The sequence below is a fragment of the Sphingomonas canadensis genome, assembly GCF_026013525.1.
In the GTDB taxonomy this organism is placed as follows: domain Bacteria; phylum Pseudomonadota; class Alphaproteobacteria; order Sphingomonadales; family Sphingomonadaceae; genus Sphingomonas; species Sphingomonas canadensis.
In genome coordinates, this window is record NZ_JAPDRA010000003.1 from 80,261 (window position 1) to 102,375 (window position 22,115).

Below are 22,115 nucleotides of genomic sequence, written 5' to 3' on the forward strand. Positions count from 1 at the left end.
GCCGGTTTGGAGTTTCTTCACCCCGCGCGCGCTATCCCCGCGCGCATGACCAGCGTGTTCCTCACTATCGATACCGAGCTGATGTGGCGCCATCACGCGGCCGGGCTGGGCGTGGATGAGATCGTTCGCCGTTCGCTGGAGCCCGCCGGGGTGGGGATCGGCTGGCAGCTCGCGCAGCTTCGCGGCCATGGGCTGAAGGCGTGCTTCTTCGTCGATCCGATGCCGGGGCTGGTGTTCGGGCTCGACTGGCTGAAGCGCGTCGTGGGCGCGATCCTGGAGGCGGGGCAGGAGGTGCAGTTGCATCTCCACCCCAACTGGACGGGCGCGAAGGCCGGGGATTCCGGCGCCGCCCATGCCGCGTTCGAGCTGATCGACTATGATTTCGGCGCGCAATATGCGCTGATCGCCGGGGCATCGGACATGCTGGCGGCGGCGGGCGCGCCCGAGCCGGTGGCGTTCCGGGCGGGCAGCTATGCCGCCAGCGACGATACGCTGGCCGCGCTGGCCGAACTCGGCTTCCGCTATGATTCGAGCCACAACGGATCGGAGCATCCCTGGCCCAGCGCGATCGGCCTGCCGCCCGCGCGGATATCGCCGGTGGAGCATCATGGCGTGATCGAGGTGCCGGTGACGCTGATCGAGGATCGCGCGGGGCACCTGCGCCATTTCCAGATCTGCGCGCTTTCGGCGGCGGAGATGCGCGCCGCGCTGGATCATGCGCGCCGCCAGGATCATGCCGCGGTGACGATCGTCGGCCATGGCTTCGAGCTTGCCAATCGCGCCGGCACGCGGCCAAATGCGGTGCATGTCCGGCGTTTCGAGGAACTGTGCCGGATGCTGGGGGACCGCCGCGCCACGATGCCCACCTGTCACTTCGCCGATCATCCGCCGCTTCCGCTCGATCGCGACGATGCCCCGCTGGGGCCGAGCATGCTGCGCACCGGGCTGCGCCAGGCGGAGCAGCTCTGGTCGAACCTGGTCGAGGAGCGCGCGGCATGAGCAGCGCCCAGGCCCAGCCCATCCGCCTGAAGTTCGAAGTGGGCGCCCGCACGCTGATGGCGATCCAGCGCAGCCTGGTGCGCGTGCCGCTGAGCCTGGAGGAAGCGCGCGAGGGGCGGCTGCCCGCGCTGCCGCCGCTGGCGCGGGAGGCGCACGGCTATTCGGTCACCTCGCTGCCTGAGGACCGGCTGCAGGCGATGATCTATGCCTCGGGCGGGATGCTGCCCTTCGTCCGCCAGCGCTACACCCGCTATTGGGCGGACCTGACCGGCAGCTTCGACACATGGTTCGAGGGACTTTCGTCCAACGCCCGCCAGCAGCTCCGCCGCAAGGCACGCCGCATCGCGCAGGAATCGGGCGGCGAGCTGGACGTCCGCGCCTTCCGCACGCCCGACGAGCTGGAGGGCTTTCACGATATCGCCCGGCGCATCTCGCTACGCACCTATCAGGAACGGCTGATGGGATCGGGGCTGCCCGACAGCGCCGAGTTCATCCATGCCATGCTGGCGGACGCGGCGGCGGACCGGGTGCGTGCCTGGCTGCTCTATATCGGCGGCGAGCCCGCGGCCTATCTCTACTGTCCGGTGGAGGGCGACACGGTGATCTATGCCCATGTCGGCCACGATCCCGCGTTCAACGAGCTTTCGCCCGGCGCGGTGCTCCAGTTGGAGGCGATGCGCGACCTGTTCGACGAGGGCCGCTATTCGCGCTTCGACTTCACCGAGGGAGAGGGCCAGCACAAGCGCCAGATGGCGACCGGCGGAATCGCCTGCGTCGATCTGCTGCTGCTGCGCCCCAGCCTGATGAACCGCCTGACCACCGCCTCGCTGGGCGGGTTCAACAAGGGCGTGGCGCTGGCCAAGGGCGCCGTGAACCGCGCCGGCATGGGCAAGCTCGCCAAAAAGGTGCGGCGGGGCTGACCTGCCCAATCCTCCCCCGCCAGGGTTAGGAAGCCCGGCGGCCGCTCCGGCATCCTCCCTCTCCACCGCGTTCCGCGGTCCCCCTCCCCCTGGCGGGGGAGGATAGGGGGCCGGGGAGGGGCTGAAATGCGCGTCGGCTGCGCCTATCACCCTGTAGCCGGACAAAAAAGTCTGGAGTCTCGGACAGGACAATCTGGAGCACTTTGAGGGGGTCTCACGCACCCCTTAGAGCCGATTGAGGGGCGCGGGAGAAGCCTCTTATTTGCCGATCGCCACGTAGCTGAGCTGGAACGTAGCGAAGCTGCCCGAGGTGTTGATCACGAAGCCGTCCGTCGTGACCGTGTTCACCCACCAGATTTCGTCGGCCTCGTCGCCGTTGTTGTAGTTGGTCATGGGCACCGGCCACACGCCGAAGCACGCGGTCGGAAAGGCGGTGCCGAAGCTGTTGCTGCCCGCGTTCGCCGTGCCGAAGCGGAAGTGGAACGGCCCGATCCGGAAGCCGCCCGCCACCTCCTCGCCGATCCCCGCCTGGATCATCGCCAGGATCGCCGTGAGAAGCTGCGTATCGTCGCTGGGGTTCAGCGCGTTGCTCCCCGCCTCCTCGGCGCCGATCACATTGGCCAGCTCCAGCGTCACGGCGTTTAGCCAGGCGGCCGGAACGCGGGTGGCGGGTGCCGGGCTCTCCTTGGCCAGCCCCTCCTCGTTGGCGCCGCTTACGCCGGTGAAATCGCGCATGGTTCAGGTCTCCGGATAGCTGAAGATGACATGGGTATGGGCGGGCTTGGCCGCGCCGAAGATGCACTCAAGGTCGATCGCCGTGTCGCCCTCCACCAGCCGCTGGCCGGCCGGATCGCCCGCGCGAAAGATGGTGAAGTTACCCGCATTGAGCACATGGACGCGCCACACATGGCGCCAGGCTCCACCGCCGATCAGCGCGGTCAGCGAAGCGTCGAACTCGTCGACATCGGGGTCGAACTCATGGATCTCCACCTCGAACCCGATCGAGGCTGCCAGCGCGATATAGAAGGCCGGCGTCTGCCCCGCCTGATAGGCCAGCTTGCGCACGCACTCGGCCCGCCGGGCGGACAGCGTGAGCGCGGCCGAGCTGCACGGATCGGGCAGGCCCAGCACGCGCTCCCAGTCGGCCAGCATCTCATAGGTGGTGTCGGGAAAGGCTTCCTCGATCAGGTCGGCCGCGCGTTCGTCCAGCCGCGCGAACTCCTCGGCCCAGGCGCGCAGCAGCGCCATCAGCCGCGCGCCGGGCTCGCGCGGCCAGGCCGGCCCGCCGGGCAGCAGCGCGGCGAGCTGGGCGCAATAGGCCGCGGCGTCGCGGATCACGCCCATGTGATCGTGCCCAGCGTGGTGATCTCGCCCGCCGCCGCCGTCACATTGGCGCTGGGCACGGTCAGCACATGGTCGGTCTCGCCGGCCGCGATCGAGATGGCCTCGCGGATATGGCTGATCAGCAGCGTACCGCCGGGCTCCGCCTCGCGCGCGATCAGGTCGCGCAGCTCGGCCTCCACGGCCGCGCGGACCTCGCTCGAATCGGGGGTCAGCGCGATCGTCAGGTCCAGCGGATCGGCAACCGGCGCCGCCACGGTCACATCGGCGCACACGGGGCGGCGCGCGGCGATCCAGGCGTCCACCGCGGCGATCGCGCCGGCATCCGGGATGATGTCATCCTCGCCGTCCATCACGAACAGCAGCTTGACCGTGCCCAGCCCGTCCCAGTTGGGATATATCCAGGCGCGCGTCACGCCCGCCACCTCCAGCGCCCAGTACACATAGTCGCTGGCCGCGCCGCCGCGCACCGGCTGGCGCAGCCGCAGCAACAGCCGCCCGCGCAGATCGGCATCGCTCTCCGCGTCGGCCCCGGCGGCCAGCCCGCCGGCCGCCACGGCGGCGGTCGCGTCGACGCCGGCGACGGGCGAGAGGAAGGTCAGCGACTGCCCGGCATCCATCGCCCCGGCCGCGCCCGCCGTCTCGGCGGACACCGCCACGGTGGCGGTGCCAGACGCGATCGTGGCGTCGGCCGCGGTGGCATAGCGCGCGCCGTCCGCGCGCAGCAGGATCGTTCCCTCGGGCACCTCGGCATCGTCGTCGCCGGTCAGCGTCACGTTGCCGGTGGCGGCGGCGGCGGGTTTGCGCGTCAGGCCGAACATCGCCGCCCAGCGCTCCAGCAGCGCCGTATCCGCCACGTCGGGCAGGAAGCGCGCGTTGCTGTCCAGCATGCCATACGCGCCGTGCATCGCGCCAGCATGGACGCGGGCCAGCACGTCCAGCGTGCTGCGGCGCAGGCGGCTGTCGGCGCCCGGCATGCGGGCATTGATGTCGTCGCGCGCGCGCGAAACCAGGGTGGTCAGGGTCGGGCGTTCGAAGCTCACGCGATGCTCCTCGTGATGGTGATGGCGCGGGTGGTGGCGTCCCACACCGCGTCGAATCGCATGCGCGCCGGGCCGCTCGGCCGCGCGACCTGGACGATGATCGCCAGCGCGCCCGCCGGGTGCGCGGGCGACGGCCGCCGCACCTCGGCCGATACCTCCAGCGCGCTCACCACCTGGTCCTCGATCAGCCAGGCCAGCGCCTCGCGGGCGATGTCGCGCGCCTCGATCTCGATGCCCGGGGTCAGCTTGCCGCGGTCCAGCAGCCACAGGCGCGAACCGGTGCGGTCCTCCGCCCGGTCGTTGAACGCATCGCCCCACCAGCCGCGGCGGTCGGCGCCCGCGGGCAGCGGATCGTCATCGCGCGCGCGGGCATCGGTGAACAGCGAAATGGCGATCGCCGTCATCAGCCCGTCGTCGGTCACCAGGTCGCCATCGGCCAGCGCCAGATCGGCGGCCCATGCCGCCGCGTCGAAGATCAGCGCGATATCGGTCACAGCGTCTCCCCCGGCCGGCTCTCGACGCGCAGCGAAAGCACCTTCTTGGCGGTCGACAGCGTGCCCGTGCCGTCCGCCCGAATCACCAGCGTGGCCCGCCAGCCGCATGGATAGCGCGCGTGGATCTTGCGCACCCGCCCGGTCCGGTCGTACCGGATCGTCGCCTCGACGGGATCGTCGCCGCTCCGCTCGAACCCGGCCTCGCGCAGCCAGGCGCCCACGCGCGCCAGCAACGCATCCTGGTCGGCCTGGGGCATCGCCGCGCGCTTCATGCAATCTTCACCTTGCTCGATCCGCCGCTGATCTTGTCGGTGCCGTCGTCGACGGCATCGTCCTTGCGCGCCGCGTCCTTGGCGGTGCCGGTGCCGATCGTGATGTCGTCGCCCTTCAGCGCCATCGCGCCGCCCGGATCGAGCGTGATCGTGCCCGCGGCCTCGATCGAGACATTGCCCTCGGCCGCCACGCTGAAATCGCCCTCGGTCTCGATCGACACGCCCTGCGCGCTCACGATCCGGATGCCGTCGCGCCCGATCAGCACCTGCTGGCCCTGATCGTCGTACAGGCTCACCTCGCCCTCCTGGAGCCCGGTGATGCGATAGCGCCGGTCGGCCACGGCCAGCACGATGCCGTGGCCGCGCAGGCCGCCCACCGCCAGCATCACAGCCTCGGCCCCCTTTTTGGGCCGCGCGGTGAAGCCATAGGGCTCGACATGCTCGACGCCCTCATGCGTCTCGTCGGCCAGCATCTCGACCTGCAGCTCCTGCATCTTCGGGTCCGCGTCGGCGCCGCTGATCGTGCCCCGCCCGATCATCATCTGGATGCGCGCGTTCATCCGCGCGATGTCGCTCATCGTCCGCCTCCCGCCAGTTGCTTCCACGCGCCCGGCGGCGCCAGGCGAAGCTGGGCGATCGTGCCCGCCTCGTCGCGGGTCAGCGTCACCTCGGTCACCAGCATCACCTGATCCGCTATCAGCCCCTCGGCGCACTTCACCCGCGCGCGCACGTTGGGCCGCCATAGCTGCCCGCCCGCGCGCCACCCGGGCACGCTCAGCGTCAGGCTGGTCGCGCGGCCGGCGCGCACGCCCGCCTCCCATGCCGCGCGCGTCTTCAGGCTGGCGCCGTCGCCCTGTTCCTCCGCCACGATCAGCTTCGGCCGATAGCGGCGGACGCCGGCGTCGCGCGCCTCGCCGCGGATTTGTGTCACCACCTTGCCGTTCTTGCGGTCGTTGCCCGCCGCCTGGCCCTTGACGATATAGTCGCTGAAGCGCTCACGGTGGTCGATCGTGCCTTCGAAGCTCAGGATGTTGACGCCATGCTCCAGCGTCGCGATCGGGGCGCCTTCGTCGGGCGTGATGATCTCCATGCCGCCGCCCGGCGCCGCGACCTTCAGCAGCCCGCGCAGCCGCAGCAGCCGCTCGATCGCCGAATCGATCGTCTCGCCCTGTTGCAGCGCGAACTTGTCCACCGGCGCCCCGGTCGATGCCTTGGCGGTCACCGATATGCCGAACGGCGCGGCCAGCGCGGCGGCGATCGCCTCGATCTTCGCCTTGCGCCACGTTCCCGGCTTGTGGATCGCGGAGCAATCGGCCAGGTCGCCCGTCTTGTCGCGGCCGGATACGCGCAGCACGGCCTCGCTCGCCCCGCCGCCCGAGGATACGGCGTCCACCCATCCGGTGATCACCGTCTCGCCCGCGATGCGCAGCTCGCATGCGTCGTCGGGCCGCACCTCGAATCGCGCGGCGCCGGTCTGCTCGCGCGATGCCAGCGCCAGCTCGAACCCGCCCGCCAGCGCGTCCAGCGCGCGCGTGACGCTGATCGAGTGCCAGCCCGAATAGAGCTTGCCGCCCACGGCCAGCTCCACCTTCTCGGCCAGCGCCGCCTGGATCGCCGCCGCGTCAACCATCGGCCAGCCCCGCCGGCACCACCACCTGGATCGCCGCGCCGCCCGGCACGAAGCCGGGGTGCGCGATCCGGTTGCGCGCCACCAGATCGGCCTCGCGCGCCTCCAGCGCGTCGGGGCCGTACAGCCGGTGCGCGATCACCAGCGCGGGCTCGGTCACCGCGGGCACATAGTCCTGGAGCCGCGCCAGCGTGCCGCCGCGCGCGGTGATGTCGCGCACGATCGCCCGGCGCAGCGCGGCGTACAGCCCGGCGCCGGCATCGTCGCCGGCATCGGCCTGGCGCGTCTCCAGCGCGTCCAGCGCGTCGGCCGCCGCGTCGCGCAGCGCCACCGCCTCGGGATAGGAGGCGAAGGCCACGCCCGCGATCGTCGCGGCCAGCTCGCCCGCCGCCGCGGCGTTCACCATCTGCACCAGCGCGGCCTGGTTGCTGCGCTGGCGGCTGCGCGCGGCGGTGTCGCCGATCACGGGCGGCAGCGCGCCGCCGAACCCCAGCAGCGCGATCAGCCCGCCCGCCACGCCGATCGACGATCCGGCCACGGCACGGATCGACTGGACGGCGCCGTTGATCGATTGCGCCAGCGCCAGCGGGTCGCGCAGCTTGGCCTGGATATCCGCGGGCAGCACGCCCAGGTGCGCCTGGATCGCCGCCAGCCCCGGGCCGATGCCGCCCTGCAATCCCGCCACGATCGCCATCGCGTCGGCCGCCGCCGCCACGATGCCCGCGGCATGCTCCTCCACCCAGGATTGCGCGCCGGCCAGGTCGAAATCACCGGCCATCGCCTGGGCGGCATCCTCGCTCGCCGCCTGCGCCGCCGCGCGCGATTGCGCCCGCGTGTCCTCGGCCGGGGCGGCCGGCGCGGGCAGCCCGCTTTCCACGAACTCGATCGAGAATGCGGAATAGCCGCCTTCATCGGTCGAATCGCGGCGGGAAAAACTGGCCACGGCAACCTGCATCGGCCCGTGCCACGGATGCACCAGCGTGCCCGGCCCGGCCGCGTTCAGCGCGTCGAAGAACGCCAGCGCCTCGGCGATATGGTTCGCGCCGCGGATATGGCAGTCCAGCGTGAAGCGCCCCGCCGCCTTGCCCAGGTCTTCCCACACCGGCGTATCGGCGCCGGGGAACTCGTGCAGCGCCCCGCGCCGCCCGCCGGCGGCCTCATGCCCCAGCGATACGAACGCCAGCCCGCGCCAGCTCCCCTTGCGCCATCCGATGGGCGCGATCGTCATACGCCCACCATCGTGCGCCCGGTCAACACGTTCAGCTTCACTCCGCTCGCGCTGATGCCGACGGGCGTCACGATCAGGCCGGGAGCGGGTTCTACCTTGAGCGAGATCGTGCCCTTGGGCGGCGGCGGCGCAGGAGGCGCCGGTCCGCGGCGGAAATCCGGAACCGAATATACATTGGGCAGCAGCCGCGGATTGCCCTTCGGCTGGTTGTGCTGGCGGCGCAATTTCTCCGCGTCACGGATTTCGCGGCGGCGCGCGGCCTCCTTCATCATCAGGCTCACGCTGGTCCATTCGTCCCAGCCCAGTTGTTTGTTCAACGCGCGGAGCTGCCAAAGCTGCCTATATTTCGTCTCGTCGCTCAGGAACGGGTTTCGCAGCGACATGCTGAGCGCCGCTTGCTGGTTGCGCCTGATCAGGGCGCTAAACCCGGAGCCGATCGGATCAGGCTTGGTCCATTGCGCCATCGTGGCGACTGCGGAGGCGACCTCGCGCGTGACACCCTTCCAATCGATCTCACGCATACGATCGATCACCGAGCCGATATAGCCACCCACCTCGGCGGCCCATTTTTCGGTCTCAGCGCTGTTCTCGTCCAGGTCAGAGTTGATCTCATCCAGCGCCCTGTTGACGGCCTGCGCGATACCGCCGCGCCAAACGCGATCCGCCGTTACGGTCAGCCGGTCCATGGTGTTCGACCATTTTCCGGCGGTGGTCCGCGCCGCGCGCTCCATGCCGCCACCAAACTTCGCATCGAAAATACCCAGGAGCGCATCGCGAATGGCGAACGAATCCTTTTTCACCTTGGCGACGGCCTGTTTTCCCGCCTTGTCGACATAGCTGAAGATGACCTGCGCGCCCTTCCTCTCGGCATTTATCCCGAACTCCGGAAGGCGGTCGAACTGATCGCGCATCGCATCGCTGAGCATGCCGATCGAGTCTTCAAATGTCTTGTTTAAGGCCTTGGCGGAATCGCCCAGGATGCGCAGCGATCCATTTGTCGGATCGATGCCGTTGTTGCGGGCGAAGATGAACGCCTCAGCCACATCGGCCAATTCCATCGGGGTCTGGGATGCGAATTTCTTGATCCACTCCATCGACTTCGCGGCCTTGGCACTCGATCCCTCCAGCCCTTCGAGCTGGGTCTCGATCAACTCGAACGTCGTGCCCGCGCTCACCACCTTCCATCCGGCCGCCGCCACGGCTGCAGTGCCCAGCATTCCCGCCATCTGGATGCCGCCGGCCACCTTGCCCCCGGCCCATCGGCCCATGCGCTCGGCCTGGGCGCTGGTGATCGTCAGGCGGCGTTCCAGCGCGATCAGCCCGGCTACGCCCCGGCGCGCGCCGCTGCCGATCGCGTGGCCCATCCGGTAACCGGCCCGCTCCAGCCGCGCGGCGGAGCGGGTCGCGCCGTCCATCGCGCGATCCATCGATTGCACGCCGCGCTGCGCGGTGCGCGTCGCCTGGGTAAGATTGCCCATGCCGCGCCGGGCACGGTCGATCGCCCGGTCCCATTGGCTTCGGGCTTCCAGCAGCAGCGACAGCTTCATTGGTCCGGCTCCGCGAATATGCGGTCGGCCTGGTCCAGCCAGAACTTCAGCTCGCGATCGTCGAGCGACCAGACCTCAGACAGGCTGAAGCCCAGCCGCAGCTTCATCACCGCGATCAGTTCGCGCCAGTTGCCGTACCAGGCTCCATGAAAAACCCCAGGATGTCGTCAATCCGGTCCAGGTCCACGGCATCGGCCTTGATCAGCCGCCCGGCCGGAACCCCCGTCATCCGCTCCACCAGCGTGCAGATCCGGCCCACCCGGTCGCCGAAGCCGTCCCAGGCGCGCATGTCAGCCGCCGTCAGACGGCGCAGTTGCAGGCGCGAGATTGCCGTCTCGTCCGGCGCCGTGGCGGGAAGGGCGCTCACCATCGCATAGCCGTTGTCGGGCTCAAGCCAGGCCGGGCGTTCGCCCGGTGCCGGTGCCGTATCCACGCCCAGCGAGGCGCCGGAGAACAGCCAGTCCAGGCTTTCCCCGATCAGCATCACGTCCGCGCCGTCGATCCGGTCCACCAGCACCGCCGCCTCGCCGGACATGGCTTCGGCGATCCGGATCAGCTTGTTCCAATAGCCCCCGGCGCCTTCGCGGATGCGCAGCTCCTCGCCGGTTGGGCGGCGAAGCTGCACATGCGTGAGCGTCCTCGCCTCGTCGCCCAGCATATAGGCCACCGGATGCTCCAGCGCGTGGCGCAGGTTCGCGTCCAGCCGCGCCGGCCGTTCGATCGCGGCCATCACTTCAGCTCCCGCGCGGTCGGGCCATAGATCACGCAATCGGCGGTCCCGTCCGTCTTCACCGGCGGTGCGCTTTCGGCATAGGCGTGGCTGATGATGTAGGTGACGCCTGTGTCGAACTCGACCATGACGGTGGCGTCGGTCAGCGCGCCGAACTCCTGGGGGCTGAAGCCCGCCTGGGCCAGCGCCGCGAAGGTGAGCTTCGCGTCCTTCGCCGATTCCTTGAACGAACCCGTCGCATAATCGCCTTCGACCGGCTCGCGCATCGATCCGCCGGGCTCCAGCACGGTGTTGCCCTTGCCGGTGGGGATCACCGCGCCGTTGATCTTGATCCGCGCCCGGCCGGTAACCTGGTTGGGATTGGCCATGTCTTACTCCCTTGATTGCCGTGTCAGAGGCCGCTCAGCCGCGGCTCAGAGGATGAATTCGACGCGCGCGGCGAACTGCAGCAGCCCGTTCACCGTGTCCGGCGCCATCAGCACGTTGAGCTGGGTGGGGTTCGCCGCGTCGCGCTCGATCACCAGCCGCGCGATGAAGCCCGCCACGTCCTCCATAAGGCCCGCGTCGTACCAGTCCTGCGCCAGCGCGATGATCTCCGCGCGGATCGAACGCAGCGTGTCGTCGGTCAGCTTGGCGCGCGGGAACTTCGCCTCGATCCGGCTGCGCAGCGAGAAGCGGTAATAGTCCAGCGTGGCGGTGGTGTTCACGTCCAGCCAGCTGATGTCGGCATAGCCCAGCGTGTTGACGCGATAGGTGCTGATCAGCCGCTCGATCGCCACCTCGCCCCCGGCGGTCACCTTCCACGCGGAAAGCGCGCTCGACAGCATCTGCTCGCGCTCGGTGCGGATGTAGCGGTGCTCGGGCCGCGGCGCCATCACGCCCGGCACGGTCAGCCCGGTGAACGGCCGGGCCGGATCGATCTGGACATGGAACGCATAGACCGAGGCGAAGGCGGCGGCCACGCACCACGGCGGCGTCGGCATCTTGTAGCTGGGGATCAGCGTGGTGAAGATGCCGTTGCGCGTCGCGCCGAAGGTGGTGACGGTGGAAAAGCTGCCCACCGTGCCGGCGAAGGCGCGGCCGAAGATCTGGCGCTGCGGCCCCCAGCGCGAAGCCAGCTCGGTATCCGCCGCGCTCAGCGCCGTGCCCGAATTCAGGCCCAGCGCGATCGTCTGATACTGTTCATCGCCGATCGCCGCCCACACGGTCGAAAGATCGGGGTCGGTCGCGCCCGCGGTGGTGGCGGCGATCGCGCTGGTCACCCCGGCGGGCAGCGCCTCGCCGTCATAATGGTTCTGGGTGATGTACAGGTCGTTGCCGATCGTGCCCTTGTGCCGGAACGTCAGCGTCACCACGCCCGAGCTGCTGGTCGCGGTCAGCGGCAGGTCCGGCTTGGCGTTGATCGCCGCCGCCACGGCGGTGGCCATCGTCGTGGCGCTCGCCCCGCTGGCAACCGCCACCGGAACCGGAACGCCGCCGATCAGGTACGATAGCGTGCCCGCGGCCGACGAAGGGCCGGTCAGCGTGATCGTCCACTGCGCGGCCGTGCCCTCTGCGTTATCGTCGAGCGCGATCGCCCACATCTCGGTCTGGCTGTTCGCCGCCAGCGCGGCGGCCACCATCGCCGCAAGCTGCGATCCGCGGCCGAACCAGGCGTTCGCCTCGTCCACGCGCGAGATGCGCCGCACCGTGAGCGCGGCGACCGTGCCGGCGCTGGTCCGCTGGCCGATGATCAGCCGCTTCTGCTCGGCGACGGGCAGGCCCTGGAGCGCGCGGACGTTGCTGAACTCCACCTGGCTGCCGGGCAGGCGCTGGCCCGCCGGGATCTGGTCGAATGCGATGCTGGTCACTGGTCACCTCCGTTGCGGCGCTTGGCCTTAGCTTCGCCCTCGGGCGCGGCATCCTCCGCCGCGGCGATCGCCGCCTCGCTGGTCTCGGTCACATCGCCGTCGTTCAGCCGGCGCTGCCAGAAGGCGTCCCAGGCCACGACGGCGCCGTGCGCGGGCAGCGGCTGGCCGGTCTCCGGATTGACGATCGTCGCGCCCTCGCGGGGCTTCACTGCGCGGCGCAGCAGCATGGTCAGTCTTCCTCCTGGTTGAGCGCGATCGTATCGGTCGCGTCGGCGTGGAAATCGTCGGGCAGTTGCGTGCCGGGCGCGCCCGGTTCGCGATCCACCGGGGCGGGATCGGCGAACACGGGCACGTCCCAGTTGACGTGCAGCGTCTCCAGCGCGGCCGGATCGGTCTCGCCGTCCTCGGCCACCGCCATCGCGAAGTCGCAGCTAAGCTGGATCGCGTACATGCTCAGCTTGCGCCGCTGGATCGCCTCGGTCGGGCGCACCAGGCGCACCGCGCCGGGCAGCAGCGGCTTCACCAGGTCCAGCCCCAGCGTCTGGTTGGCCAGCGCGCTCGCGGCGGCGGCCAGCAGGCGATAGCTGCCGGGCTCGCTCGCCGGATCGGGGCCGCCGTGGCGCTGGTGCTGCTCGGACGGGCGGCGGTTCTCGTCGGCGATCATCACGCCGAACTGCGCGCCCTCCACGATCATCGCGCCGTCGCCGGTCAGATAGCTGCTGTCCCACCCCGCGAACGTCACCCAGGCGGCCGGCGTGCGGATCTCCGCCTGCGATTCGAGCAGCGCGTCGAAATCCTCGGGATAGGTCGCCAGCGTCCGCCAGCGCCACGGCAGCGTGCCCGCGTCCGAAAGCGCCTTCAGCCGCGCCAGGATGGCCAGCTCGATCGCCGCGATCATGGCTGCGCCCCCGCATAGGCCGCCACCTGCTCGGCCACTTCCTCGCGCGCGGCGGCGGACCAGCCCAGATAGGGCCGGGCCGGCGTGTTCGCCTTGCGGCTGAACGCGCCCACCACCACCTCGATCGGTTCGGCCAGCGCGCGGCCGAACGCCTGGGTGATCCGGCGCCGGTGCGAACGCACCTGTTCGGTGCCGTTGAACCCGTTCTGGTGGCGCGCGGCATAGGGCAGGTTGCTGCCCACCTCCACGAAGTCGCGGCCCACGCGCCGCGCGATCGACAGCAGCAGGCGGCGGCTGAGCTGCAACGTCTTGCCGCCGTGCGCGATCACGCGCTGGCTGGGCGTCCACTTCACGCCCTCGGGCGAATGCTCGCCCATGAAATTATCGTGTACGTCGGCCTCGATCACCCCGCCGATCACGTCCATCAGCGGCGTCAGGTCGCCGAAGCGCGCGGCCAGCGCGGCAAGCTGGCGTTCGGCGGCCTCCTGGCCGTCAACGGAGATGCGGAAGCCGGCGCCGGTCATCAGAACCCCGCCAGCGTCTGGCGGCTGAAGGTGCGGCCGGGGTCCTCCACCAGGATCGCGCCCTCGCGCGCGGGCAGCGCGTCGATGTCGCCGCCGTCGATCTTCATCTCGCCCTTGCCGATCTTCTCCAGCCGCTTCTCGGCCGCCTCGCCGCGCTTGCGCACGTCATCGGTGGGGCTGCGGTGCAGCGCCGCGAACGCCATTTCGCGCACGCAAAGCTTCACCAGATCGGGCACCGGCCGCCCGCTCGCCGGGCCATACATCCGCGCCACCCATCCGTCGGCGATCGCCGATGCGTCGGCCAGCGCGCTCGCCACCGTGGCGATCGCCGCGTCGTTCCACGCCTCGGCGTCGGCAAGCTGCACCAGCACGGCCTCGCCATAGGCTGCGCGCATTTCGTCCGGGCTGGAATACATGGCCACGATGATCGGTCCCTCAAGTTACACGGGCGGCGGCATCGCGCCCCCTCGGCCGCCGCCCGCTGGCCTGGTCCGGCCGGGCGAAGGGTCAGGCCGCCCGCGCTCCAGGCCGGAAGCTCAGCTCCGTGCGGGCGCCTTGCCCGGCTTCTTGCCCTTGGCGGGCGCAGGCTCCTCCGCGGGCACAGGCTCCGCCGCCGCTCCCGGCGCCGGCGGCGAACCGCGCAGCGCCTTCAGCTCGGCCACCAGCCCGCGCACGAAATCGGTGGTCACCTCGCCCTTGCCGCGGCCCTCGTCGCCGGCCAGCTCGAGGATCGGCGCCATCGCCCCGGCCAGCCGGTCCCAGCTGTCCAGCAGATCCTCGATCCGGCCGTGCCCGCGCTCGGACATCAGCGTCCGCACGCGATCCAGCTCGCCCGAAAGCTCCTGGATCAGGGCAGACTGGCGGGCGATCTGATCGTTAAGCTCTGCCTGCCCTTCGCCCACCGCGCCCGGCTCGGGCGGCGCGATCGGTTCGGAACCCTCCACCAGCGAGTCGATCAGGCGCTGGAACATCTCGGGGGAAAGCGGCGGCGGCGATCCGCGCTGATCTCCCTGGGCAGTCAGCTCGAAATCGCCCGCTTCGATATATGTGGAGAACGTACCCTGCACCGCCTTGAGCGGTGCGAAACTGCCGTCCTCCTGGCCGATCTGGATGGTGAGCGCCGGATCGGACGCCAGCGCCAGCAGCCGCGCGCCGTCCAGCTCGCGGATGTCGACCGGCACCGCCTCCGCCGTGGTGGGGAAAGAAATCCCCGCCCGGCGGAACGGCGCCAGCCGCGACTTGATGCGAAGCTGCCCGCGCATTACGGCAGGCGCTTCGAGATGATCAGCTGCGCGTCATTGAACAGCGTGTTCGATGCGCCGCCGGTCAGGTTCTGCTTGAACAGCTCCTTGAACGCAGCCTCGTTGGAGGGGCCGGTCACGACGTGCGTCGGCCTGATCTCCAGCGGCTCGCCGTTCTCGTCGGGGATCTGGGACATGGTCAGCTTCACCGCGTTCCAGTTGGCGTCGGTCACCGCGTTGGTGCAGCGGTGCGCCATCTGCCAGAAGGAATAGCCGCTGCCCATCCGGCCATCGGCGCCGCCCAGGAACTCGCCCGTCTTGAAATAATGGCTGTCCCGCGGATCGGTCACCATGTCGAACATGGGCTCCTTCTCGACCTGAAGGATGATCGGCTTCAGCTCCTGGCTGAGATCGAGCGCGTACCAGGGCTGGACGGCGCCGTTGCCGGTCTTGTTGGAGACCGATGCACCGTTCACCTCATGGTCGGTGTCGAAGAAGTACTGGCCGTCGAAACAGGTTCGCGTGGCGCCGTTCTTCAGCGCGTCGAACACCAGCCGGTTCTTCAGGTTGATCGCCTTGCGCCCGCCGTCGCGGACCTTGGTCGAATAGAGGCCCAGCTTGTCGCGCTCGATGTCCTTGCCCCGGATCGCGACGGTCAGCTCGTAATCCTCGTTCTCGACGATGTACGCGCGCTCCTTCAACTGGGTGATGTGGCGCTCGCCGATCCACTTGCGGAACTCGGGCCAGTCTTCCAGCCAGCCATAGGTCTCGGTAGCCGAATCCGACGGCAGCTCCATCGCGATCAGTTGATAGAGGCTGGGTTCCAGCTTCAGGCCGGCCTTGAAGTCGGTGCGGAGGCCGGTGCGAAGCCGCTCCAGCGCCTCCGCGATGATTACGCCACGTGCCATGGGATTACCCCTTTCTCAGAAGCTGATTTCGACGAAGCCGCTCACGGCCCCGGCGGTGTTGAAGGCGGCGGCGGGAACCACCTGGATGCGCCCGCCCGCGGCGACGGCGCAGCTCGCGTCGCCGGCCGTCGGCGTATCGCTCACCACGGTGCCCTTGGTGGCGGCGTCCGCGATCGTGCAGGTCAGCCCCGCGACATCGGTGGTGCCCACCTTCACCGTCACGTCTCCGCCCGTGGTCACCGCCTTCTGGACGATCACGGTCAGGCCGGTGACCTCGCCCGATACCGGCGCGACCAGCTCGGCCGACGTTCCCGCCAGCGTGTCGGTCTCGTTGATGGCGAAGGGCAGGTAGAGCTTGCGGCGGCGCGTGGCGCCCGCCGGCTCGAACGCCACGAAGACGCCGCCGTCGGTGTCGATCGCCACGACGGTGCCCGCCACCGGGCGCGTGCCGTTGGACGAGGTGCGCGCCACCGTCTGATCGTCGACGGCGAAGCATTCGAAGCCGATGTCGGCGACGGTGATCTCGTCGGTGCTCGACGAATTGGCGAACTTCACCGGATCGGTGCCGATGTCGATCGTCGCGCCGCCGTCCGCGGCGGTGCCCGTCTTGGATTCCAGGAAATATCCGACGACGCGGCACTTCGCCACGTCCTGGGCCTTCAGCCCGTTGTCGCCGCCCTGGCCGGCACGCGCCGGCCGGGCATAGCCCGACGCCAGCATGGCCATGCCGCCCTGGATACACACGGCGTCCGCCGCGATGCCGGCATTCATCAGGTTGCCGCCGGCCAGGCGGACAACCTTGCGTGCAGTCGAAAGCGCGGTCATGCCAGCAGCTCCTTCTTCTCGGCCAGATATTCGGCCTCATTCCAGCCGTGCCGCGCGCAGGCCGCGATCTCCTCGGGGGTGAGCGCGATCTCGCCGCCGGCGGCGGGCTTGCCGCCCGCCAGCACCGATCCGGCCGCCACGACACGCGGCGCGGCTTCCAGCCACTTGCGGAAACCGGCCTCGTCGGCGCGGAAATAGTCGAGCGCCCAATCCTTCATGGCGGGCGTTACCTTGCCGATCTCGGGCGACATCGCCGCCGCGACCTCGCGCTCGGCACGCTCGCCGTTGAGCACGCCGAGCTGCGCGGTCACGCTTTCGAATTGCGCGATCGGCACGAACTTGGCCGGATCAGGCTTGCCCGACGCCTTCAGCGTGGTCACCGCGGCGGCGACTTCCTCGGCGCCGGCCGTGGCGGCCAGGCCCGCGGCAACCGCGACCTGCGATGCGCCGGCCTTCAGATCCTCGATCGCCGCTGCGATCGCTTCGACGGACGCATCGGGCGCGAGCCCGAGCGCCGCCGCAATGGCGGTCAGGTCCATGTCTTGGTCTTCTCCGGAAAGGCCTGCGGCTATCGCAGGCAGATCGATGATTGCCCCGGTGCCGACCAGGGCGAAGTTCTTGATAAGCACCACGTCGCCGCCGTCTTTGGGCTTCTTGGCCAGGAACAGCGGCGAGATATAGCGATACTCCGATGCCTCGATCGCGGCGGCGGCGGCGGGCGTCCAACGCACGTTGTTGGCCCAGATGCCGTCAGGCTCCGCGGTCAGGTCAGCCGCGCGTACCCACGCAGAAGCCGGCGCGCGCCCGCCGTCGCGGGCCGCCGGTTCCTGCATGCTGTGATTATAGTCGCCGGGCATATCGGCCTGGCCGAAAAACTGGCGGCACGCCGCGACGATCGCCTGCGCGTGCGCCAGATCGCGGATGCGATAGGGGCCGCGGCCGTCGCGCATCGCGATCTCGCCCATCGGCAACAGCTTGATCCGGGTGGGCGCCTTGCCGTCGACCAGCTCGATCTCGCTCGACGCGGCCACGGCCTGCACCGTCCCGGCTGGGCGTGCGGCGGCGGCGATCAGGGCGAGCGGTGAATTGCGCATGCCGCCTTATGCGGCGGGAAAAACGGCGCACTAACCTGACATATGTCAGGTGGGGATTGGCATCAGATCAGGGCGGGCAGGACCAGCTGCCGGGCAGCTTCAATCGTCGGGGATCTGGCCCTTGCGCGGGCCGAGCAGGATCGGACCATGGGCATCGGCATTGGAGAACCGCATGCCGTGCGGATCGTTACAGATGACGCGCGTCTCAATCGGCTGCCTCGTCTTGGGCAACCGCTTCGACCTGGAGATATCCGCGTTCTTCATTGTAGCCCGTTACCCGAAACACCGCATTGCGCGGGAAGATCACCTCATACTCCGCCGTTCCCTGCGAAGAAGTGTCGGTGACGTCGAGCGCGACAATACCACGCTTCGCCCGGATTTCCAAAGTGACGCGGGCGGGAGCGCTCTTTCCCCAGTTGTCCGCCACATGCGGCGATTTGGCGGTGCTCGTGAAGCCCGGGTCGGAAAAAACCCCTCCGGGGCGGGGATCGTGTGATTCCAGCCATTCGACGGCGGGGCCGGTCAAGGTGCGATAGAGCACCACTTCGGTGGCGATCCTGCCCTTCGCGATCGCACGGTCCAGCACCCGCGCTTCCCAGGCGGCGGCCTCCATGTCCGCTTCGTCGGCATCGTGATCGGGCAGATCCCGCGCATAGGCGTTGATCGCAAGGTATCCGCTGCCTGTATAGCTCGCGATCGCCTCCCGCTCGTCGCGGCTCAGCGCCGTGGTCAGCACGGTTACCGATGCGCTGCGGGTCTGCTCGATCGCGCCGCGCCCGGCCACCCAGCGCCAGACACCGCCGCCCACTTCGACAATCGTCGTCACGCCCAGTTGCGTGCGGGTGTATCTTCGCACCGGGATCTCCCGCCCGTCAGCCGCCTTGGCCCAGGCTTCGGTGATCTTGTCCGGCTCGACGATCGCCTGCGCGATCCGGTCGATCGCCACGCCGCCGGCGGCGGGCAGGCGCGTCTCGCCGTTTTCGCCGATCCACCAGCCGCGGCCGATCGCCAGCGGATGCCCCTCCTTGTCCTGCCAGATCGCCTCGCCGCCGGGCGCCACGCCGAAATGCGCGGTGAAGCGATCGAACATCGCCTGCTGCGCCTTCGTCGGCGCGGGCGGCGCCTGGCGCGGGGGCTCGCCGCCGGTGCCATCCGGCCAGGGCCGCGGCGCCAGCCCGCGCAGATATTCCTTGCCGACATTGTAGTTCCAGCCCTTGCCGATGCCCGCCTCGTTCACGCCGGTCTCGCCGGTGCGGCTGTTCGTCCAGGGCACGTCGCCGTTGCGCGCGGGCTCCGTGGTCACCGCCTTGTTCTGGCGGCGCAGCATGCCCGCCGATCGCTGCACGGCGGTGCATCGGCAGTTCCAGTCGCACGGCGGATAATGCGTGTCCCACCAGGGATCGTCGACGGGCAGGATCGTGCCGTCCCATGCGTCATGCTCGGGCCGCACGCGCCCGTCCTCCATGCTCGAATATTCGAGGTAGGGCAGCGCTGCCTTGGTCCGCTGGATGCGCTCCCATTTCCCGGCGGCATAGGCGGTGCGCAGGTTGGTGTCGAAGATCGTGCGCAGCCGCCGGACGGAGCCGAGCTGGACCATCTCGGCCCGGCCCGTTCCCGGATCGATCATCCGCTTGCGCCCCCACCAGCCGCGCGCCTCCAGCTTGGGGCGCAGCGTGGAAACGAATTCGTCGAAGCCGATGCCCTCGGCGATCGCGCGGTCCACCTGCTCGCGGATATCCTCCAGCAGGTCGCGCTGCATCGCCTTCGCGACGGTGAACGCGCGGGCATGCTCGCCCTGCCACACGTCCTGCCAGTTGAAGCCGATCCGGTAGCCCTTCTGGCGAAAGAACGCGACCGCCTCGGCCGGCGCCACGCCCGCACCGGGCAGCTCGTCAGGACCGCTCATGCGGCCAGCCTCATCTGCTCCAGCAGCTCGGCGCCCCACTGGTCGGCCATGGCGGCGGCGATGCCTGGGAAGAAACGCGAGCGCTCATGGCCCGACTTCCCCTGATGGAAATGGTAGTTGTAGCGCTTGCCGGCGCGCAGGCCCGATCGGCGGACGCAAAATCGCGGCGGAGGCAGCTTCACGATGTTCGTTGCCCGCAAGGGCTGAACGCCGCGCAGCCAAAGGCACACCTTCTTCTGGTGCTCGTCCCCGAACTGAAAAGGCTGCACGATCTGCGCGGGCGGCTCGTAGTTGACGATCCGCTCGCGAGCGTGGCGGTGCATCACTGGGTTTTCAATCGCGATGCGCTCGATCGGCGCGTTCCACAGGTCAGAAAACAATGCGGCCGCTTCATCGAGATCGGCCCACACCTGAGCAAGTGTTTTTCCCTTTGGCGCGTGCGTCAGCCAACAGATGCCGCTGTTGCACAGCCGCGTGCAGGGCGGGTGCGCCACGATCAGCAGGTCCCAGCCATCGTGCAGGATATCGCGCACGTCGCCGCGGATATGTCGGTTGCTGCCGCGCTCGTCGGGCAGAAGGTCGCACGACCAGGCGTCGAACCCCCGCGCCAGGAACGCCTCGCGCACAGTGCCCGAATATTCACAGCCGATCAGGATGCGCGGGGTCATGGCCGCCCCGCCATTTCCGGCGGCCAGGCATGTTTCCAGCTCTCGCCCGTCTTGATCCGGTGGATCGTCACGCCCGACACGCCATGCGCGCGCGCCAGCGCCGCCTGCGAGGGGCGCGGGCCGCCGGCCGGATCGGCAGCGAACAGCGCGCGGCGGATGGCGATCACCTGCCCGGCGGTCAGCCTGGCCGCCGGGCGCGCCTCACCGTGCTGCATCGCCATGCCGCCGCGCTCCCGTCACTTGCCCGGCTCCTGCAACAGCCCGGCCAGGCGCGTGGCGAAGCTGCTGCGCGCCAGCAGCTCGGTGAACTGGTCCGCCGGCATCGCCGCCAGCGCATCGCCCGCGCGCATCGCCAGTATCTCGCGCACCTCCTCCAGGCTGGCGGCGCCGGAGATCAGCTCCTCCACCCCCGCGATCATCGCGTCGCCGAACCCGCCCGAGGCCGCGATCGCATCGTCCACCAGCCGGTCGATCGCGTCGGGCTCGCGCGGCGCGTCCTGGGCGGCGGCGGCGACGGCACCTGCGGGTCCGGCCGGATCAGCCCCGATTTTCGGTTTGAGAGGGTCTGAGAGGCGGCTTGCCGCGTTTTGCGGCGGAATGATGCCTCCGCCGCGCGGATCGCCATTCTGGGGCTCCTGAGCGGCCCGGGGCGGAACCAGCAGCTCCTCGCCATCCTCCGGCGCCGGCACGCCGGTCACCTTGCGGAAATGGCCCATGCCCACCGGCACGCCATATTCCACGGCCTTGTCGATCGCCTTCAGCTCGCGGTCCATGTCCACCGCGTCGGGCTCGCCCACGCGGATGATCGGATAGCGCTTGCGGTGGCCGCGGTTGAACTGGACGATCCACTTGCCGATCGTGCTGGTCAGCGTGACCGACAGCAGCATCGCATCGAAATCGCGGATGTCCTTGCGCACCTCCCCGTGCAGGTCGGCCTGGCCGGTGCCCAGCCCGCCGGACTTGGCGTCGGCCGAGCTGGTCTGCCCCAGCACCAGCTTGCTGATCTCGTCGTTCACCCAGGCGAGGAAGCGCGAGAACATCTCCGGGTTGCTCGCGGCGCCGCCCGATTCGATGAACTCGATCAGCATCGACTGCGGGATCACGCATCCCGCGTCGCTGCCGATCTGCGCCACGGCCTGGGCCAGCTTGCGGATGTCCGCCTCGCTGGTGCCGTTCTGATATTTGCCGACGCGCAGCGGCAGCCCGTACACCTCAAGGAAGGTGATCCAGTCCTTGATGGTGAAGTTCAGGAACAGATAATACCAGGCCGCCGCCCGCGCGATGCCGCCGCGGATCGGCAGGCCGGACTTCTCCTGCGCCTCGTGGACGATGAACTTGTAGGGCGGCAGCTCCTCCGCCATCATCGCCATGCCGCTCACGCCGCCCTTCAGCAGCAGGCGGCGGCCGGTTACCCGGTCATATTCGAAGAAGCGCGGGTCCGCCCATTGCAGGCTTTCGGGAAGCCAGGGCGTCTCCGCCAGGTTCCACATCACCTCGGTCGCGCTGAAGCCCTTGCCCAGCGCGTCCTGGATATGGACCAGCTCGGCCTGCATCGTCGGCCGCTTCAGCCAGTCGCGCAGCAACTGGGCGTCGGCTTCCTCTTCGGGGGTGTCGCCCGCCGCCTCCACCTCGATCGGCAACTGCGCCACGGCCAGCTTGCGCGTGCGCAGCACCGAACGATAGTGCGGCCACTTCTCCTCAAGCTGCTCGGCCAGCTCGTGCTGCGCGGTGGCGTCGCCGTCCTCCGCCTGGCGCAGGATGCGCGCCAGCCCGGCGGGATCGAGCCCCTCGGCCGGATGGCCGGTGACGATCGATCGCGTGCCGGTCATCACCGGCGCGGCGATCTCCTTGGTCAGGATCGGCGCGGCGGAACGCAGCGGACGGCCGGCGCTGTCGACCAGCACGGGCGGCGGCGGCGGGGCATAGGGATCGTAGGCGTCAGCCACGGAGCAGGCTCACGATCAAGATTGCGAGAGTGACGCCGAACGCGAACCCACCAT

Annotated in this window: 27 protein-coding genes; 2 read left to right on the plus strand and 25 right to left on the minus strand. The window is 69.7% G+C overall.

What is annotated here, in order from left to right:
• The first annotated feature begins 45 nt into the window (after nt 1-45).
• Nucleotides 46-999 carry a polysaccharide deacetylase family protein gene (locus OM513_RS07895; RefSeq protein ID WP_264943625.1) on the plus strand — a complete coding sequence of 318 codons (954 nt, stop codon included), beginning with the start codon at nt 46-48 and terminating at the stop codon, nt 997-999.
• Nucleotides 996-1,919: a GNAT family N-acetyltransferase gene (locus OM513_RS07900; RefSeq protein ID WP_264943626.1), complete on the plus strand. Its 924-nt coding sequence runs from the start codon at nt 996-998 to the stop codon at nt 1,917-1,919. Before OM513_RS07895 ends, OM513_RS07900 begins: the two co-directional genes overlap by 4 nt.
• Nucleotides 1,920-2,177: 258 nt before the next feature.
• Here OM513_RS07900 and OM513_RS07905 read toward each other — a convergent pair whose 3' ends face one another.
• From OM513_RS07905 to OM513_RS08025, 25 genes are all read right to left on the minus strand, one after another.
• Nucleotides 2,178-2,654: a gp53-like domain-containing protein gene (locus OM513_RS07905; protein WP_264943627.1), complete on the minus strand. Its 477-nt coding sequence runs from the start codon at nt 2,652-2,654 to the stop codon at nt 2,178-2,180.
• Nucleotides 2,655-2,657: 3 nt separating this feature from the next.
• On the minus strand, nt 2,658-3,263 hold the full coding sequence (locus OM513_RS07910) for a YmfQ family protein (protein WP_264943628.1): 606 nt from the start codon (nt 3,261-3,263) through the stop codon (nt 2,658-2,660).
• Nucleotides 3,254-4,303: a baseplate J/gp47 family protein gene (locus tag OM513_RS07915; protein WP_264943629.1), complete on the minus strand. Its 1,050-nt coding sequence runs from the start codon at nt 4,301-4,303 to the stop codon at nt 3,254-3,256. Before OM513_RS07915 ends, OM513_RS07910 begins: the two co-directional genes overlap by 10 nt.
• The gene (locus tag OM513_RS07920) at nt 4,300-4,797 is read right to left on the minus strand and encodes a phage GP46 family protein (RefSeq protein WP_264943630.1); all 498 of its coding nucleotides are present in this window, start codon (nt 4,795-4,797) and stop codon (nt 4,300-4,302) included. Before OM513_RS07920 ends, OM513_RS07915 begins: the two co-directional genes overlap by 4 nt.
• Nucleotides 4,794-5,069: a hypothetical protein gene (locus OM513_RS07925; RefSeq protein WP_264943631.1), complete on the minus strand. Its 276-nt coding sequence runs from the start codon at nt 5,067-5,069 to the stop codon at nt 4,794-4,796. Before OM513_RS07925 ends, OM513_RS07920 begins: the two co-directional genes overlap by 4 nt.
• Nucleotides 5,066-5,647: a phage baseplate assembly protein V gene (locus OM513_RS07930; protein ID WP_264943632.1), complete on the minus strand. Its 582-nt coding sequence runs from the start codon at nt 5,645-5,647 to the stop codon at nt 5,066-5,068. Before OM513_RS07930 ends, OM513_RS07925 begins: the two co-directional genes overlap by 4 nt.
• Nucleotides 5,644-6,699 carry a phage baseplate assembly protein gene (locus OM513_RS07935; protein WP_264943633.1) on the minus strand — a complete coding sequence of 352 codons (1,056 nt, stop codon included), beginning with the start codon at nt 6,697-6,699 and terminating at the stop codon, nt 5,644-5,646. Before OM513_RS07935 ends, OM513_RS07930 begins: the two co-directional genes overlap by 4 nt.
• A complete protein-coding gene (locus OM513_RS07940) occupies nt 6,692-7,924 on the minus strand; it encodes a DNA circularization protein (protein WP_264943634.1) in 1,233 nt (410 codons plus the stop codon). The genes OM513_RS07935 and OM513_RS07940 overlap by 8 nt, the downstream gene beginning before the upstream one ends.
• The gene (locus tag OM513_RS07945; protein WP_264943635.1) at nt 7,921-9,339 is read right to left on the minus strand and encodes a hypothetical protein; all 1,419 of its coding nucleotides are present in this window, start codon (nt 9,337-9,339) and stop codon (nt 7,921-7,923) included. Before OM513_RS07945 ends, OM513_RS07940 begins: the two co-directional genes overlap by 4 nt.
• A gap of 247 nt (nt 9,340-9,586) precedes the next feature.
• Nucleotides 9,587-10,201, minus strand: a complete 615-nt coding sequence (locus tag OM513_RS07950; protein ID WP_264943636.1) for a phage tail assembly protein — start codon at nt 10,199-10,201, stop codon at nt 9,587-9,589.
• Nucleotides 10,201-10,569 carry a phage tail tube protein gene (locus tag OM513_RS07955; protein ID WP_264943637.1) on the minus strand — a complete coding sequence of 123 codons (369 nt, stop codon included), beginning with the start codon at nt 10,567-10,569 and terminating at the stop codon, nt 10,201-10,203. The genes OM513_RS07950 and OM513_RS07955 overlap by 1 nt, the downstream gene beginning before the upstream one ends.
• A gap of 45 nt (nt 10,570-10,614) precedes the next feature.
• Nucleotides 10,615-12,051 (minus strand): phage tail sheath subtilisin-like domain-containing protein, encoded by a 1,437-nt coding sequence (locus OM513_RS07960; protein ID WP_264943638.1) that lies wholly within the window; start codon nt 12,049-12,051, stop codon nt 10,615-10,617.
• Nucleotides 12,048-12,278 (minus strand): DUF2635 domain-containing protein, encoded by a 231-nt coding sequence (locus OM513_RS07965; protein WP_264943639.1) that lies wholly within the window; start codon nt 12,276-12,278, stop codon nt 12,048-12,050. The genes OM513_RS07960 and OM513_RS07965 overlap by 4 nt, the downstream gene beginning before the upstream one ends.
• A 2-nt stretch (nt 12,279-12,280) precedes the next feature.
• Nucleotides 12,281-12,949 (minus strand): DUF1834 family protein, encoded by a 669-nt coding sequence (locus tag OM513_RS07970; RefSeq protein WP_264943640.1) that lies wholly within the window; start codon nt 12,947-12,949, stop codon nt 12,281-12,283.
• Nucleotides 12,946-13,473 carry a phage virion morphogenesis protein gene (locus OM513_RS07975; RefSeq protein ID WP_264943641.1) on the minus strand — a complete coding sequence of 176 codons (528 nt, stop codon included), beginning with the start codon at nt 13,471-13,473 and terminating at the stop codon, nt 12,946-12,948. Before OM513_RS07975 ends, OM513_RS07970 begins: the two co-directional genes overlap by 4 nt.
• The gene (locus OM513_RS07980; protein WP_264943938.1) at nt 13,473-13,889 is read right to left on the minus strand and encodes a DUF1320 domain-containing protein; all 417 of its coding nucleotides are present in this window, start codon (nt 13,887-13,889) and stop codon (nt 13,473-13,475) included. The genes OM513_RS07975 and OM513_RS07980 overlap by 1 nt, the downstream gene beginning before the upstream one ends.
• Before the next feature lie 120 nt (nt 13,890-14,009).
• Nucleotides 14,010-14,735, minus strand: a complete 726-nt coding sequence (locus OM513_RS07985; RefSeq protein ID WP_264943642.1) for a hypothetical protein — start codon at nt 14,733-14,735, stop codon at nt 14,010-14,012.
• Entirely contained in the window at nt 14,735-15,622 is an 888-nt protein-coding gene (locus tag OM513_RS07990; RefSeq protein WP_264943643.1) for a Mu-like prophage major head subunit gpT family protein, read from the minus strand. Before OM513_RS07990 ends, OM513_RS07985 begins: the two co-directional genes overlap by 1 nt.
• A 15-nt stretch (nt 15,623-15,637) precedes the next feature.
• The gene (locus tag OM513_RS07995) at nt 15,638-16,447 is read right to left on the minus strand and encodes a hypothetical protein (RefSeq protein WP_264943644.1); all 810 of its coding nucleotides are present in this window, start codon (nt 16,445-16,447) and stop codon (nt 15,638-15,640) included.
• Nucleotides 16,444-17,541, minus strand: coding sequence for a phage protease (locus tag OM513_RS08000; RefSeq protein ID WP_264943645.1), 1,098 nt, complete (start codon nt 17,539-17,541; stop codon nt 16,444-16,446). The genes OM513_RS07995 and OM513_RS08000 overlap by 4 nt, the downstream gene beginning before the upstream one ends.
• Nucleotides 17,542-17,640: 99 nt before the next feature.
• On the minus strand, nt 17,641-17,772 hold the full coding sequence (locus OM513_RS08005; protein WP_264943646.1) for a hypothetical protein: 132 nt from the start codon (nt 17,770-17,772) through the stop codon (nt 17,641-17,643).
• Nucleotides 17,747-19,447 carry a phage minor head protein gene (locus tag OM513_RS08010; protein ID WP_264943647.1) on the minus strand — a complete coding sequence of 567 codons (1,701 nt, stop codon included), beginning with the start codon at nt 19,445-19,447 and terminating at the stop codon, nt 17,747-17,749. Before OM513_RS08010 ends, OM513_RS08005 begins: the two co-directional genes overlap by 26 nt.
• Entirely contained in the window at nt 19,444-20,115 is a 672-nt protein-coding gene (locus tag OM513_RS08015; protein WP_264943648.1) for a hypothetical protein, read from the minus strand. The genes OM513_RS08010 and OM513_RS08015 overlap by 4 nt, the downstream gene beginning before the upstream one ends.
• On the minus strand, nt 20,112-20,336 hold the full coding sequence (locus OM513_RS08020) for a hypothetical protein (protein WP_264943649.1): 225 nt from the start codon (nt 20,334-20,336) through the stop codon (nt 20,112-20,114). The genes OM513_RS08015 and OM513_RS08020 overlap by 4 nt, the downstream gene beginning before the upstream one ends.
• 15 nt (nt 20,337-20,351) lie before the next feature.
• Nucleotides 20,352-22,061 (minus strand): DUF935 domain-containing protein, encoded by a 1,710-nt coding sequence (locus OM513_RS08025; protein ID WP_264943650.1) that lies wholly within the window; start codon nt 22,059-22,061, stop codon nt 20,352-20,354.
• Nucleotides 22,062-22,115: the final 54 nt, after the last annotated feature.

Excerpts from the sequence above, each read along its gene's own strand:
- OM513_RS07895 (WP_264943625.1), top strand. The coding sequence starts at position 46 with ATGACCAGCGTGTTCCTCACTATCGATACCGAGCTGATGTGGCGCCAT.
- OM513_RS07900 (WP_264943626.1), top strand. The coding sequence starts at position 996 with ATGAGCAGCGCCCAGGCCCAGCCCATCCGCCTGAAGTTCGAAGTGGGC.
- OM513_RS07905 (WP_264943627.1), bottom strand. The coding sequence starts at position 2,654 with ATGCGCGATTTCACCGGCGTAAGCGGCGCCAACGAGGAGGGGCTGGCC.
- OM513_RS07910 (WP_264943628.1), bottom strand. The coding sequence starts at position 3,263 with ATGGGCGTGATCCGCGACGCCGCGGCCTATTGCGCCCAGCTCGCCGCG.
- OM513_RS07925 (WP_264943631.1), bottom strand. The coding sequence starts at position 5,069 with ATGAAGCGCGCGGCGATGCCCCAGGCCGACCAGGATGCGTTGCTGGCG.
- OM513_RS07930 (WP_264943632.1), bottom strand. The coding sequence starts at position 5,647 with ATGAGCGACATCGCGCGGATGAACGCGCGCATCCAGATGATGATCGGG.
- OM513_RS07935 (WP_264943633.1), bottom strand. The coding sequence starts at position 6,699 with ATGGTTGACGCGGCGGCGATCCAGGCGGCGCTGGCCGAGAAGGTGGAG.
- OM513_RS07940 (WP_264943634.1), bottom strand. The coding sequence starts at position 7,924 with ATGACGATCGCGCCCATCGGATGGCGCAAGGGGAGCTGGCGCGGGCTG.
- OM513_RS07945 (WP_264943635.1), bottom strand. The coding sequence starts at position 9,339 with ATGGACGGCGCGACCCGCTCCGCCGCGCGGCTGGAGCGGGCCGGTTAC.
- OM513_RS07950 (WP_264943636.1), bottom strand. The coding sequence starts at position 10,201 with ATGGCCGCGATCGAACGGCCGGCGCGGCTGGACGCGAACCTGCGCCAC.
- OM513_RS07955 (WP_264943637.1), bottom strand. The coding sequence starts at position 10,569 with ATGGCCAATCCCAACCAGGTTACCGGCCGGGCGCGGATCAAGATCAAC.
- OM513_RS07965 (WP_264943639.1), bottom strand. The coding sequence starts at position 12,278 with ATGCTGCTGCGCCGCGCAGTGAAGCCCCGCGAGGGCGCGACGATCGTC.
- OM513_RS07970 (WP_264943640.1), bottom strand. The coding sequence starts at position 12,949 with ATGATCGCGGCGATCGAGCTGGCCATCCTGGCGCGGCTGAAGGCGCTT.
- OM513_RS07975 (WP_264943641.1), bottom strand. The coding sequence starts at position 13,473 with ATGACCGGCGCCGGCTTCCGCATCTCCGTTGACGGCCAGGAGGCCGCC.
- OM513_RS07980 (WP_264943938.1), bottom strand. The coding sequence starts at position 13,889 with ATGTATTCCAGCCCGGACGAAATGCGCGCAGCCTATGGCGAGGCCGTG.
- OM513_RS07985 (WP_264943642.1), bottom strand. The coding sequence starts at position 14,735 with ATGCGCGGGCAGCTTCGCATCAAGTCGCGGCTGGCGCCGTTCCGCCGG.
- OM513_RS07990 (WP_264943643.1), bottom strand. The coding sequence starts at position 15,622 with ATGGCACGTGGCGTAATCATCGCGGAGGCGCTGGAGCGGCTTCGCACC.
- OM513_RS07995 (WP_264943644.1), bottom strand. The coding sequence starts at position 16,447 with ATGACCGCGCTTTCGACTGCACGCAAGGTTGTCCGCCTGGCCGGCGGC.
- OM513_RS08000 (WP_264943645.1), bottom strand. The coding sequence starts at position 17,541 with ATGCGCAATTCACCGCTCGCCCTGATCGCCGCCGCCGCACGCCCAGCC.
- OM513_RS08010 (WP_264943647.1), bottom strand. The coding sequence starts at position 19,447 with ATGAGCGGTCCTGACGAGCTGCCCGGTGCGGGCGTGGCGCCGGCCGAG.
- OM513_RS08015 (WP_264943648.1), bottom strand. The coding sequence starts at position 20,115 with ATGACCCCGCGCATCCTGATCGGCTGTGAATATTCGGGCACTGTGCGC.
- OM513_RS08020 (WP_264943649.1), bottom strand. The coding sequence starts at position 20,336 with ATGGCGATGCAGCACGGTGAGGCGCGCCCGGCGGCCAGGCTGACCGCC.